The organism is Actinomycetospora termitidis (genome assembly GCF_030286555.1).
Taxonomy (GTDB): domain Bacteria; phylum Actinomycetota; class Actinomycetes; order Mycobacteriales; family Pseudonocardiaceae; genus Actinomycetospora; species Actinomycetospora termitidis.
In genome coordinates this window covers 525,985-539,085 of record NZ_JASVWF010000001.1, presented here as the reverse complement: position 1 = coordinate 539,085, position 13,101 = coordinate 525,985, and the positions used below count along the sequence as shown (strand labels likewise).

The window sequence follows — 13,101 nt, the reverse complement described above, 5'->3', positions numbered from 1 at the left end:
TCGCGAACGAACCGGTTGTCGGGCGGCGCCGCCCGACCCGTCGACGAGTGGGGAGCGGATCGCGGTGCAGCTGGGAATGGTCGGGCTGGGGCGGATGGGCGGCAACATGGCCGAGCGGCTCCGGGCCGCCGGCCACGAGGTCGTCGGGTACGCCAACGACGGGTCCGGGGACGTGCAGTCCCTCGACGAGCTGGTGAAGGCGCTCACCGCGCCGCGCACCGTGTGGCTCATGGTCCCCTCGGGGAACGCGACGCACTCCACTGTGGACGCCCTCGCCGAGCTCCTCGAGCCCGGTGACCTGGTGGTCGACGGCGGCAACAGCCGCTTCACCGACGACGCGGTGCACGCCGAGCGCCTCGGCGCCCGCGACGTCCACTACGCGGACTGCGGGGTGTCCGGCGGCGTCTGGGGCCGCACCGAGGGCTACGGCCTGATGGCGGGCGGCTCCGACGAGGACATCGAGCGCCTCATGCCGGTCTTCGACGCGCTGCGTCCCGAGGGCCCGCGCGAGGAGGGCTTCGCCCACGCCGGACCGGTCGGGGCCGGGCACTACGCGAAGATGGTCCACAACGGCGTCGAGTACGGCCTGATGCAGGCCTACGCCGAGGGCTACGAGCTGCTCAGCGCCGGTGGTCCGGTCACCGACGTCGGCGCGGTGATGAAGGCCTGGAGCCGCGGCACGGTCGTCCGCAGCTGGCTGCTCGACCTCATGGTCCGGGCCCTCGAGGAGGACCCGCACCTCGACCGGATCACCGGCTACGCGGAGGACTCCGGCGAGGGCCGGTGGACGGTCGACGAGGCGATCGTGCACGCCGTGCCGCTGCCGGTGATCTCCGCGGCGCTCTTCGCGCGCTTCGCCTCGCGGCAGGTCGACTCGCCCGCGATGAAGGCGGTGGCCGCCCTCCGGGCCCAGTTCGGTGGGCACGCGGTGCACAAGGCGGGCGAGGCCGCGAACGAGCCGCCGACGGGCGGCTGAGCCCGGCGCCCCGGGGCGAGCGGAGCGAGGGAGAGCCACCGGGGGCGAGCCGGCGACGGGAGAGCCGATGTACGTGCGGGAGCTGTCGGTCACCGACTTCCGGTCGTGGGCGCAGGCCGACCTGTCGTTCGCGCCGGGGGTCTCGGTGCTCGTCGGGGCGAACGGCCAGGGCAAGACGAACCTCGTCGAGGCCGTCGGGTACCTGGCCACCCTGGGCTCGCACCGCGTGTCGTCCGACGCCCCGCTCGTCCGCCGCGGGGCGGCCGCGGCCCACGTGCGGGCCACCGTGGTCAACGCGGGCCGGGAGCTGACCGTGCAGGTCGAGATCCAGCCCGGCAAGGCCAACCGGGCGCGGGTGAACCGCTCGCCGGTGCCCCGGGCCCGCGAGATCCTCGGGATCGTGCGCACCGTGGTCTTCGCGCCCGAGGACCTCGCCCTGGTCCGCGGCGATCCGGGGGAGCGCCGGGGCTTCCTCGACGAGCTCCTGGTCGCCCGCGCGCCCCGCTGGGCGGGCGTCCGGGCCGAGTACGACAAGGTGCTCCGCCAGCGCTCCGCGCTGCTCAAGACCGCCCGCCACGCCCGCGGCGACACCGGCACCCTGGACGTCTGGGACAGCCACCTCGCCCGGGCGGGCGCCGCCCTGACCGCGGGCCGCATCCTGCTGGCCGCGGCCCTCGCGCCGCACGTCACGGCCGCCTACGCCGACGTCGCGCCCGAGTCGGTCCCGGTGGGCGCGCGGTACCGCTCGCGGGTCGAGGCGGTGGACGACCTCGCCGGCCGCGCGGAGCCGGGTCCCGACGACGGGTGGCAGGACGTGACCGGCGGCGCCACCCACGCCGAGCTCGCCGCGGAGGTCGAGGCCGCGCTGCTCGCCGAGATCGGGCGGCGGCGCGACCAGGAGATCGAGCGCGGCGTGTGCCTGGTCGGCCCGCACCGCGACGAGCTGGACCTCAGCCTCGGGGAGGGGCCGGCGAAGGGCTATGCCAGCCACGGCGAGTCCTGGGCGCTCGCCCTGGCCCTGCGGCTCGGCGGGTTCGAGTTGCTGCGCGAGGAGGGCTCGGAGCCGATCCTGGTCCTCGACGACGTCTTCGCGGAGCTCGACGCCCGGCGTCGGGAGGCCCTCGCCCGGACGGCCGCCCGGGCCGAGCAGGTCCTCGTGACGGCCGCCGTGGACGATGACGTCCCGGCGACCCTGCGTGGAGCACGCTACGTGATCGAGGGTGGCACGGTGCGTGACGAAGTGGCGTCGTGACGGACGACCGGGGTGGACACTGGTGATCCGAATCGGTGAAGACGGCGGCGAATCTGGGGACAGACCTGTGGATGCTGTGGACAACTCGGGGTCCGGACGATCCCGGCGCCTCGCGCGGCGCCCGGACCCGGCGGATGACCTGCAGGGGCTCTTCGACGTCGCTGACCCGGCCGTCCACACCCCGCCCACGGACCGCGAGCCGGTGGCACTGCCGCCCGCGAGACTCGGCCCCGGGCGCACCCCGGACGGCGGCCGCCCGGCCACGCAGGGTGCCCACGACGAGGACCACATCGAGGCTTCCGGGACCGACCCGATGGAGTCGGACCTCCGGGACCCGCAGGACCCCCGCGATCCCGCCGACCCCGCCGACCCCGACGCCCCCCGGGGCGCGGACATCGCCCGAGCCGCGCTCGAGGCGGCCCGGGCCCGGCAGGCGGAGCGGGGCCTCACCCGGGGCCGGCCCCGGCGCACGGTGCGCCGGGACGCCGGTGAGGGCACCCGGCGGCGGCGCCGCGGCTGGTCCGGGGCGGGCGCCGACGACCGCGATCCCCAGACCTTCGGCCGGATCGCCTCCCGGTTGTCCACCCAGCGCGGCTGGGTGCCGAAGCTGGCGAACGGCTCGGTGTTCGGCCGGTGGGCGGAGCTGGTCGGGCCGGAGGTCGCCGAGCACGCCACCCCGACCGCCCTGCGCGACGGGGAGCTCACCGTCCAGGCCGACTCGACGGCATGGGCCACCCAGCTCCGGCTGCTGCAGCGCCAGCTGCTCGGCCGCATCGCCGCCGGCCTCGGACCCGGCGTCGTGACCGGCATGCGCATCCACGGCCCCTCGGCACCGAGCTGGCGGCGCGGCCCCCGGCACGTCTCGGGCCGCGGACCCCGCGACACGTACGGCTGACACCCTCACGGCGCCGTTCGCCCTCTCAGCGCCCGTTGACCGCGCCCAGGCTCCCGGCGAGCGCCAGACCCGCCGTCGGGACCCTCCCTCGATGCCGTCAGGCCGTCTGCGACGCGCTCAACATGCCATCCGACCCCTTCCCGTAAGGGCGGACCAGTAGACTGGAGGGCGACGTCCGGGCGATCTCTCGCCCGCACCGGAGGTAGGGAGACACCGAGGCCCGTGGCTGCCGCGAAGAACAACAACGAGTACAGCGCCTCGTCCATCACCGTCCTCGAGGGTCTCGAGGCGGTCCGCAAGCGGCCCGGCATGTACATCGGGTCCACGGGCGAGCGCGGGCTGCACCACCTGATCTGGGAGGTGGTGGACAACTCCGTCGACGAGGCCATGGCCGGCTACGCCACGGCGGTCACCGTCACCCTGCAGACGGACGGCGGCATCTCGGTCGTCGACGACGGGCGCGGCATCCCGGTCGACATGCACCCGGTGGAGAAGAAGCCCGCCGTGGAGATGGTCCTGACCATGCTGCACGCGGGCGGCAAGTTCGACGACAAGTCCTACGCGGTCTCCGGTGGTCTGCACGGCGTCGGCGTCTCGGTGGTCAACGCGCTGTCCACCGAGCTCGACGTCGAGGTGCACACCAAGGGGAAGATCTGGACCCAGCACTACGAGAAGGCCCGCCCGGGCCCGCTCACCGAGGTCGGCCCCACGAAGAAGTCCGGCACCACGATCACGTTCTGGGCCGACCCGGACATCTTCGAGACCACGACGTACAACTTCGAGACGATCTCGCGTCGGCTGCAGGAGATGGCCTTCCTCAACAAGGGGCTGACCATCAACCTGCGCGACGAGCGCAAGCCCGAGGGCGAGGCCACGGGCGACGGCCTCGACGACGTGCCCGACGCCGAGGGCTACGTCGCGAAGGTCAAGGAGCGGACCTTCCACTACCCCGGCGGCCTCGAGGACTTCGTCGCCTTCATCAACAACTCGAAGGACCCGATCCACAAGAAGCCGGTCGGCTTCACCGCCGAGGGCACCGGCCACCAGGTCGAGATCGCGATGCAGTGGAACTCCGGCTACTCGGAGTCGGTCTACACCTTCTGCAACACGATCAACACGACCGAGGGCGGCACCCACGAGGAGGGCTTCCGCTCGGCGCTGACCACCACGGTGAACCGGTACGCGCGCGACAAGAAGCTCATCAAGGAGAAGGACCCGGCGCTGACCGGCGACGACATCCGCGAGGGCCTCGCCGCGATCGTCTCGGTCAAGGTCGCCGAGCCCCAGTTCGAGGGCCAGACCAAGACCAAGCTGGGCAACACCGAGGTGAAGTCGTTCGTGCAGCGCGTCTGCAACGAGCACCTCGCGGACTGGTTCGAGCGGAACCCGGCCGACGCCAAGACCATCATCAACAAGGCGGTCGGCTCGGCGCAGGCCCGGATGGCGGCCCGCAAGGCCCGGGAGCTGGTCCGGCGCAAGACCGCCGGCGACCTCGGCGGCCTGCCCGGCAAGCTCGCGGACTGCCGCTCGAACGACCCGTCGCGCAGCGAGGTCTACATCGTCGAGGGCGACTCCGCGGGTGGCTCGGCGAAGTCCGGCCGCGACTCGATGTACCAGGCGATCCTGCCGATCCGCGGCAAGATCATCAACGTCGAGAAGGCCCGCATCGACCGCGTCCTCAAGAACAACGAGGTCCAGTCGATCATCACGGCGCTCGGCACCGGCATCCACGACGAGTTCGACCTCGCCAAGCTGCGCTACCACAAGATCGTGCTGATGGCCGACGCCGACGTCGACGGCCAGCACATCCGGACGCTGCTGCTCACGCTGCTGTTCCGCTTCATGCGCCCGCTGATCGAGAACGGCCACGTGTTCCTCGCGATGCCGCCGCTGTACAAGATCAAGTGGGGCGGCCGGAACGCCGAGCCGGAGTTCGCGTACTCCGACCGCGAACGGGACGCGCTGCTCGAGGCCGGCCGCGCCGCGGGCAAGAAGGTCAACAAGGACGAGGGCATCCAGCGCTACAAGGGCCTCGGCGAGATGAACGCCAAGGAGCTCTGGGAGACCACGATGGATCCCGCCACGCGCCTGATGATGCAGGTGACCCTGGACGACGCCGCGACGGCCGACGAGCTGTTCAGCGTCCTCATGGGTGAGGACGTGGAGTCGCGACGCTCGTTCATCACCCGGAACGCGAAGGACGTCCGCTTCCTGGACGTGTAGGTGAGGCCTGCGGCGTTCCACGGGAAACGTCGGCGATAACCTCCATCCGCGCGCCCGTCCGGACGCGCGGATGGAGGTGCACGGCCCAGTGGGTGCCACCGAGCGATTGAGTCGGACGCTCCGGGCCGTGGCGCCCCACGCCTGGTTCCTCGAGGACGAGGTCGGTGGGCTCGCACCGTTCGTCGGTCCGGGCGCGGTCTGCGTGGACGTCGGTGCGGAGTACGGCCTCTACACCTGGACGCTCGCCGGGCTCGTCGGGCCGACCGGACACGTGCACGCCGTCGAGCCCCAGCCGGCACCCGCGACCCTCATCGGGGCGGTCCGTCGGCTGCTGCGCGCCGGGCACGTCACCGTGCATCGCCTCGCCCTCGGAGCGCAGGGCGGGGCGGGCGTGCTCTCCCTGCCGCGCCGCCGCCTGCTCCCCGTCCACGGCCGCGCCTTCCTGACGACGGGTGCGGTCGGCCTGGGCTCGAACGCGGAGTTCGCCCACCACGAGGACGTTCCGGTCGAGGTCGGCACCCTCGACGAGCTGGTGGCCGACCTCGCGCTCGACCGCCTCGACCTGGTGAAGGTCGACATCGAGGGCGCCGAGGCCGGCCTGCTCGCCGGGGCGCACAAGACGCTGGAGAGCTTCCGCCCGGTGCTGATGCTCGAGCTCGAGGACCGCCACCTGGCCCGTTTCGACACGAGCGTGGCCGAGGTCGTCGACGACCTGGCCGGACGCGGGTACGCGCCGTGGACCTGGCGGGGACGGTGGTTGCCCCGGCACACGGACGACAGGCGACGCAACGTGCTCTTCCTGCCGACGGAAGAGGGCTTGACCATTCCTTGACCGGGCCCGTACCACTGGTCGACTTGGCACCGACGCCACGGGAGGCAGCCATGGTCACCGGTCCGGCCCTCCGGGTCCCCCGCAAGGTCGCCGCCGCGAGCCTGGTCGGCACGACCATCGAGTGGTTCGACTTCTTCATCTACGGGACCGCGGCGGCCCTGGTCTTCAACAAGGTCTTCTTCCCCTCGTTCGACCCGGCCCTGGGGACGATCGCCGCGCTCGGCACCTTCGCCTCGGGCTTCGTCGCCCGGCCCATCGGCGGCGCGCTGTTCGCGCACTTCGGGGACCGGGTCGGGCGCAAGCCGATGCTCGTCTACTCGCTGCTGCTCATGGGCGCCGCGACGGTGTGCATCGGTCTGCTGCCCGGCTACGCGACGATCGGCGTGGGCGCCCCGGTGCTGCTCGTCCTGCTGCGCTTCTGCCAGGGCCTCGGCGTCGGCGGGGAGTGGGGCGGCGCCGCGCTGATGGCCGTGGAGAACGCCCCGGACCACCGCCGTGGCTTCTACGGCAGCTGGCCCCAGGTCGGCGTCCCGCTCGGCCTGGTCCTCGGCACCGGCTCGTTCCTCGTCCTGGACCTCACCGTCAGCGAGTCCGCGTTCCTCGCCTGGGGCTGGCGGATCCCGTTCCTCGCGAGCGCCCTGCTGATCGCCGTCGGGATGTGGATCCGCCTGACGGTCGCCGAGAGCCCGGTCTTCACCGCGGACGCCGAGCGACGCGAGGCGAGCCGCCTCCCCGTCCTCGAGGTGCTGCGGGAGCACCCCCGGATCATCTTCCTGGCCGCGGGCTCGTTCCTGGCCACGAACGCCACGTTCTACGTGAGCTCGGTGTGGCTGGTGTCCTACGCGACCACCGAGCTCGGGTACGAGCGGTCCACGATCCTCGGCGCGAACACGTTCCTCTCCGCCTCGGACATCCCGATGATCCTGCTGCTCGGGCTGCTCTCCGACCGGGTCGGCCGGCGGCCGTTGTTCCTGGTCGGCATGGCGGTCCTCGCGATCACCGCGGTCCCGTACTTCCTGCTCGTCGGCAGCGGCAACATCGGCCTGTTCATCCTGGGTGGGCTGGTCGTCCAGGCGTGCCGCAGCGCGGTCTACGGCCCGCAGTCGGCGTACTTCGCGGAGCAGTTCCCCACCCACCTGCGCTACAGCGGGGCATCCCTGGCCTACCAGCTCGCCTCGATCCTCGGTGGCGTGGCGCCGGCGGTCTGCGGGCTGCTCGTGCTCTGGACCGGCAGCCTCATGTCGGTCGCGGCCTACGTCGCCGCGATGGCGCTGGTCTCGCTCGCGTGCTCGTGGGCCATGACCGAGACGCTCCGCCGTGACCTCGTCTCCGTTCCCGACGACGGGGCGGGGGCCGCGGTCCGCTCCTGACCCTCCGTCACCGGCCCGCACCGCACCTGACCGGCCACGACCTGCGCGGGGCGCCCACGAGATCGTCGGTGCTCTCGGTAGAATCGGGTGGTCGGGACCGGCGTGTCGGCTCCCGACGGGACGGGCTCGCCCCTGACGAGTTCGACGCGGTGACCAGCCGTGCTCCGGGGGCGCCCAGAGTGGAGTGGACACCGCGTGACCGAGACGACGCTGCCTCCGGATTCCGGCGACCGGATCGAGCCGGTCGACATCCAGCAGGAGATGCAGCGCTCCTACATCGACTACGCCATGAGCGTGATCGTGGGGCGCGCCCTGCCGCTGGTGGAGGACGGCCTCAAGCCGGTGCACCGCCGTGTCCTCTACTCGATGTACGACTCGGGTTTCCGCCCGGACCGCAGCTACGTCAAGTGTGCGCGCGTCGTCGGCGACGTCATGGGCAACTACCACCCGCACGGCGACTCGGCGATCTACGACGCCCTGGTCCGCCTGGCCCAGCCGTGGTCGATGCGCTACCCGCTGATCGACGGCCAGGGCAACTTCGGCTCGCCGGGTAACGACCCGGCTGCCGCAATGCGCTACTGTGTGACTGGGGTCACACGCGTGCGTCGTGCGACCGGTGGGAGCCCCCGCATCGCCGACCTCGTGCCGGGCGCCGCACCGAACTCCGACACCCCGATCGACGAGAAGCTGCTCGACCGCAACGGCGACCCGGTCCGCGCGGAGGCGTTCTTCCACTCCGGGACCCACCCGACGCTGACCGTCACCACGCGCGAGGGCTACGAGCTCACCGGCACGCACAACCACCCGGTGCTCTGCCTGGTCGACGTCGCCGGCATCCCGACGCTGCTGTGGAAGCTGGCCGAGGAGATCCGACCCGGCGACCGCGTCGCCATGGCCCGGACCCCCGCGTTCGACCCCGGCGGTCCGGAGTGGAGGGAGGCCGCGGCGGCGATCGTCCTGGGCGCCTTCGTCGCCGAGGGCTTCGTCTCGGAACGCCGCGCCGGCTTCAACAACATCGACCCGGAGTACTTCGGCCTGGTCCTCGCCGCCTACGACACCGCCGTCGGCGGGCGTCGGTACGTCTCCTCCCGCACCATCGCCTCCGGCTCCGAGCTGCGGGAGATCGACGTGCAGGATCTCACCGAGGTCCGCACGAGCGTGCTCGCCGAGCTCGCCGGTGCGCGCAGCGCGCAGAAGCGGGTGCCGGAGTTCATCTGGCGGGGTGGGGCGGCCCGCAAGCGGTTCTTCCTCCAGGCGCTGTTCACCGGCGACGGGTCGTGCTCGGCGCTGCCGCGGAACACCGTGCAGGTGTCGTACTCGACGCGCAGCGAGCAGCTCGCGAAGGACGTCCAGAACCTGCTCCTCGAGTTCGGCGTGGTCAGCAAGCGCTACCTCCACGCCGTCGGCGAGTGGAAGGTCGTCGTCACCAACCGCCGGGACGCCCGCCTGTTCGCCACGCGGATCGGCTTCCTCGGCGCCAAGCAGGAGAAGATCGCCGGGATCCTCGGGCCGGAGGCCCGGGCGACGCGGGCGATGGGCTCGGACCACGTCCCCGGACTCGGCGCGTTCCTCCGCGCGCACGGGACGACGGACCGCCGCAAGCAGCAGTGGCTCGACAAGCACAACCTCGACCGGATCGAGCGCTGGGACCTCGCCCGCGACGAGATCCTCGCCCACGTCGACGACCCGGACGCGCGCACGATCGCCGAGGAGCTGACCGACGGGCGCTTCTACTACGCCGAGGTCGCCTCCGTGGCCGACGCCGGCGTGCAGGACGTCTACAGCGTGCGGGTGGACTCCGACGATCACGCCTTCCTCACCGACGGCTTCGTCAGCCACAACACCGAATGCCGACTCACGCCGCTCGCGATGTCGATGCTGCAGGACATCGACGAGGAGACCGTCGACTTCGTCGACAACTACGACGGCCGCACCCAGGAGCCGGCCGTCCTCCCCGGCCGCGTGCCGAACCTGCTGATCAACGGGTCCGCCGGCATCGCGGTCGGCATGGCGACGAACATGCCGCCGCACAACCTGCGCGAGGTCGCCGACGGCGCCACCTGGGCGCTCGACCACCCGGAGGCCTCCGAGGAGGAGACCCTCGAGGCGCTCATGGAGCGCATCAAGGGTCCGGACTTCCCGACGGCGGGTCTGGTCGTCGGCAAGGACGGCATCGACTCCGCCTACCGCACCGGCCGCGGCTCCATCCGCATGCGCGCCGTGGTGGAGGTGGAGGAGGACACGAAGGGTCGCACCACCCTCGTCGTCACCGAGCTGCCCTACCAGGTCAACCCGGACAACCTCATCGAGTCGATCGCGACGATGGTCCGCGAGGGCCGGGTCACCGGCATCGCCGAGATCAACGACGAGTCCTCGGACCGGGTCGGCCGACGCATCGTCATCACCCTGCGCCGCGACGCGGTCGCCAAGGTGGTGCTGAACAACCTCTACAAGCACTCGCAGCTGCAGTTCAGCTTCGGCGTGAACATGCTGACGATCGTCGACGGCGTGCCGCGCACGCTGCGGCTCGACCAGCTGATCCGGCACTGGATCCGCCACCAGATCGAGGTCATCGTCCGGCGGACGCGCTACCGCCTGCGCAAGGCCGAGGAGCGGGCCCACATCCTGCGTGGTCTCGCGAAGGCGCTGGACGCGCTGGACGAGGTCATCGCGCTGATCCGCGCCTCGGAGACCGTCGACCTCGCGCGCACCGGCCTGATGGAGCTCCTCGAGGTCGACGAGATCCAGGCGCAGGCGATCCTGGACATGCAGCTGCGGCGCCTGGCCGCCCTCGAGCGCCAGAAGATCATCGACGAGCTGGCCGAGATCGAGGAGACGATCCGCGACCTGCAGGACATCCTCGACCGGCCCGAGCGGCAGCGGCAGATCGTCCGCGACGAGCTCGCCGAGATCGTCGAGAAGTACGGCGACGACCGCCTGACGCGGATCGTCGGCTACGACGGCGAGGTCGCCGACGAGGACCTGATCGCCGTCGAGGACGTCGTCGTCACGATCACGCGGACCGGCTACGCGAAGCGCACCAAGACCGACCTGTACCGCGCCCAGAAGCGCGGCGGCCGGGGCGTGCAGGGCGCGACGCTCAAGCAGGACGACATCGTCGCCCACTTCTTCGTCTGCTCCACGCACGACTGGCTGCTGTTCTTCACGAACAAGGGCCGGGTGTACCGGGCGAAGGCCTACGAGCTGCCCGAGGCCACCCGGAACGCCCGCGGCCAGCACGTGGCGAACCTCCTCGCGTTCCAGCCCGAGGAGCAGATCGCCCAGGTCATGCAGATCACGAACTACGAGGCCGCGCCGTACCTGGTGCTCGCCACGAAGAGCGGGCTGGTCAAGAAGTCGAAGCTGACCGACTTCGACTCCAACCGCACCGGCGGGCTGATCGGCATCAACCTGCGCGACGGCGACGAGCTCGTCGGCGCGGTGCTCTGCTCCGGGGACGACGACCTGCTCCTGGTCTCCGCCGAGGGCCAGTCGATCCGCTTCTCGGCGACCGACGAGGTGCTGCGCCCGATGGGCCGCGCCACGTCGGGCGTGATGGGGATGCGCTTCAACTCCGGCGACGAGCTGCTCTCCCTCGGGGTCGTGCGCGACGGCACGTTCCTGCTGGTCGCGACGGGCGGCGGGTACGCGAAGCGGACGCCGATCGAGGACTACCCGGTGCAGGGCCGCGGCGGGAAGGGCGTGCTGACGCTGCAGTACGACCGTCGGCGCGGCACGCTGGTGGGCGCCCTGATCGTCGAGCTGGAGGACGAGCTGTACGCCATCACCTCGAGCGGCGGGGTCATCCGCACCACGGCGAAGGAGGTCCGCAAGGCGGGCCGCCAGACCAAGGGCGTGCGCCTGATGAACCTCGGGGAGAACGCGACCCTGCTCGCCGTCGCCCGCAACGCCGAGAACGCCTCCGACCCCGACTCCGGCGGTTCGGAGCAGCCTCCGAACACGCTGCTGTGAGCCGGCCGGCGCGACACGATCCGACGATGGAACGAGCCACGTGAGCACACCGACACCGGACGAAGGCAAGGCCGGGGCCACGCCGAAGGGCCAGGGCCCCGGGTCCGCCGAGGACACCGTGGTGACGACCGCGGCGGGTGACGAGTCGCCCGCCAAGGGCACGCCGCCCGCCGGTGGTCCCCCGCCGCCCTGGCAGCGTTCCGGAGCGCGCGGGACCGAGGGTGGCCCGGCCGGCGGTGGCGAGCCGCGCCCGGACGCCCCGTCGCCGTCGCGGCCGCCCACGGGACCGCTGCCGGCCGGTGGCGGCCCGGTACCGGGCGGATCCGGTCCCGCACCGGGTGGGTCCGGCCCGACCCCGGCGTCCGGCACCCCGGCACCCGGGACCCCGGCCGCCGGCACCCCCCGTCCGGGTCGACCCGGGGAGCAGGGTCGCTCGTCGACGGCACTCATCGACGCGCCGACCAACCAGCTCTCCCCGGAGCAGCTGGGGATGCGCACGGGCATGCGGCCCGAGCCGGAGCCGGACTTCGACGCGCTGGACGACGACGACGACACCCCGAGTGCCCGTCCCGCCCGCGGCAAGGTCCCGCGGCGGGCGAGCCTGCAGGTCAAGCGCTTCGACCCGTGGTCGGTGCTCAAGCTCGCCCTGGTGCTCGGCGTCGCGCTCTTCTTCGTGTGGATGTTCGCCGTGGGCGTGCTCTACGCCGTGCTGGACGGCATGGGAGTGTGGGCGCAGCTCAACGGCACCTACCAGGACCTCACCTCGGACACCGGGGGGACCGGCGGGCAGCTGATCACGGCGGGCGGGGTGTTCGGCGTCGCGGCGATCGTCGGGGTCGTCAACACGATCCTGTTCACCGCGCTCGCGAGCGTCTCGGCGTTCATCTACAACATCTCCGCGGACGTCGCGGGCGGCATCGAGGTCACGCTCTCGGAGCGCGACTAGGGGCCACCCCGGTGGCGGGGCGCCCGGACACCCTCCGGTAACCTCGTCACCGTTCGGGCCCATAGCTCAGTTGGTTAGAGCGCGTCGCTGATAACGACGAGGTCGATGGTTCAAATCCATCTGGGCCCACTCCCCCCTCACGACGAAGGGCCCCGGAGCGTCTGCTCCGGGGCCCTTCGTCGTCGCGGGATCAGCCGGAGAAGGCCGCCGCGGTGCTGCCGTTCTTGCCGCGGGACTCCCAGGCCTCCACGACGTTGTTCGGGACGCGTCCGCGGTCGGACACCTCGAAGCCCTCGGACCGGGCCCAGTCGCGGATCTGCTTGGAGGTCTCGCGGTCGTACCCGCCGGGCGAGGTCGCGCGCGGGGTGCCGGTGCCCGCCCCACCGGAGGCGCGGCGGCGTCCGCCGCCGCCTGCGGCGCGGCGTCCACCCGTTCGCCGGGCCGCGGCGACGTACTGCGCGAGCGAATCCCGCAGTTCGGCGCTGTTCTTGTCGTCGAGGTCGATCTCGTAGGTCACACCGTCGAGCGCGAACTCGACGGTCGTGATGTCCTCGGACTCCTCACCGGTCAGGTCGTCCACCAACGTGACGACGGTCTTCTGGGCCATCTGGCGGTACTCCTCGGCTCGCGGGGGA

The 13,101-nt window shown here is 72.2% G+C and carries 9 protein-coding genes and 1 tRNA gene; 9 read left to right on the top strand and 1 reads right to left on the bottom strand.

Going from position 1 to position 13,101, the window contains the following annotated elements:
• Positions 1–64 precede the first annotated feature (64 nt).
• From gnd to QRT03_RS02645, 9 genes are all read left to right on the top strand, one after another.
• Positions 65–976: a phosphogluconate dehydrogenase (NAD(+)-dependent, decarboxylating) gene (gene gnd, locus QRT03_RS02685; RefSeq protein ID WP_286050905.1), complete on the top strand. Its 912-nt coding sequence runs from the start codon at positions 65–67 to the stop codon at positions 974–976.
• Positions 977–1,043: 67 nt separating this feature from the next.
• Positions 1,044–2,228, top strand: a complete 1,185-nt coding sequence (gene recF, locus QRT03_RS02680) for a DNA replication/repair protein RecF (protein WP_286050904.1) — start codon at positions 1,044–1,046, stop codon at positions 2,226–2,228.
• Between the two features lie 67 nt (positions 2,229–2,295).
• Positions 2,296–3,123, top strand: coding sequence for a DciA family protein (locus QRT03_RS02675; protein WP_425604772.1), 828 nt, complete (start codon positions 2,296–2,298; stop codon positions 3,121–3,123).
• A gap of 222 nt (positions 3,124–3,345) precedes the next feature.
• Complete coding sequence (gene gyrB / locus QRT03_RS02670) at positions 3,346–5,346, top strand: DNA topoisomerase (ATP-hydrolyzing) subunit B (RefSeq protein WP_286050903.1); 2,001 nt, start codon at positions 3,346–3,348, stop codon at positions 5,344–5,346.
• A 127-nt stretch (positions 5,347–5,473) separates the two neighbouring features.
• Positions 5,474–6,178: an FkbM family methyltransferase gene (locus QRT03_RS02665; RefSeq protein WP_286050902.1), complete on the top strand. Its 705-nt coding sequence runs from the start codon at positions 5,474–5,476 to the stop codon at positions 6,176–6,178.
• 50 nt (positions 6,179–6,228) lie between these two features.
• Positions 6,229–7,548: an MFS transporter gene (locus QRT03_RS02660; protein ID WP_286050901.1), complete on the top strand. Its 1,320-nt coding sequence runs from the start codon at positions 6,229–6,231 to the stop codon at positions 7,546–7,548.
• A 195-nt stretch (positions 7,549–7,743) separates the two neighbouring features.
• A complete protein-coding gene (gene gyrA, locus QRT03_RS02655; RefSeq protein WP_286050900.1) occupies positions 7,744–11,520 on the top strand; it encodes an intein-containing DNA gyrase subunit A in 3,777 nt (1,258 codons plus the stop codon).
• A gap of 40 nt (positions 11,521–11,560) precedes the next feature.
• The gene (locus QRT03_RS02650) at positions 11,561–12,466 is read left to right on the top strand and encodes a DUF3566 domain-containing protein (RefSeq protein ID WP_286050899.1); all 906 of its coding nucleotides are present in this window, start codon (positions 11,561–11,563) and stop codon (positions 12,464–12,466) included.
• Positions 12,467–12,521: 55 nt separating this feature from the next.
• Positions 12,522–12,595, top strand: a tRNA-Ile gene (locus QRT03_RS02645).
• Between the two features lie 61 nt (positions 12,596–12,656).
• On the opposite strand, the gene QRT03_RS02640 is transcribed toward QRT03_RS02645, so the two are convergent.
• A complete protein-coding gene (locus QRT03_RS02640; protein ID WP_286050898.1) occupies positions 12,657–13,073 on the bottom strand; it encodes a histone-like nucleoid-structuring protein Lsr2 in 417 nt (138 codons plus the stop codon).
• Positions 13,074–13,101: the final 28 nt, after the last annotated feature.